Source organism: Stenotrophomonas sp. GbtcB23 (assembly GCF_019091045.1).
Classification (GTDB): domain Bacteria; phylum Pseudomonadota; class Gammaproteobacteria; order Xanthomonadales; family Xanthomonadaceae; genus Stenotrophomonas; species Stenotrophomonas rhizophila_A.
Window position 1 is genome coordinate 1 of the sequence record NZ_JAGXKC010000219.1, and the last position, 426, is coordinate 426.

Genomic DNA, 426 nt, shown 5'->3' on the forward strand with positions numbered 1-426 from the left:
AGCCACGCTGGGCCTTGCCCGCTCCCCAGCCCAGCGCTGACCGCCGCGCGCATTGCGTCCGGGGAATTAACCCGCAACCGGCCGGACACCGGCACGTCGGCATCGCGAAAACGCCAGCTCGTTCCGGTGCTGAGCAGGGTGTACAGCACGCAGTCATGATGGCGCAGGTCCTCAGGCACCGCCGGCACCCCGCGCGTGTCCAGATAGGCGCGGCTGGCCACGGTCACCCGCGTGAACAAGCCAACGCGGCGCGCGCGCAGCGCGCTACTGTCCAGGTGGCCGATGCGGATGGCCAGCTCCGCGCCTTCATCGAGGAGGTTCACGTATCGGTCGCTGATCTGCAGGTCCAGTTCCAGCGCCGGAAACCGCTGCAGGAACGCTGGCACAAGCCGCAGCAAAAACGCGTGCGAGAGCGCCGTGGGGCAA

General features: G+C 68.8%; 1 protein-coding gene. It reads right to left on the reverse strand.

All coding sequences use genetic code 11. The features are described 5' to 3' along the window. Positions 1–426 (reverse strand): substrate binding domain-containing protein (locus KVS69_RS18865; protein ID WP_217539501.1); only part of this gene is annotated, 426 nt, incomplete at both ends.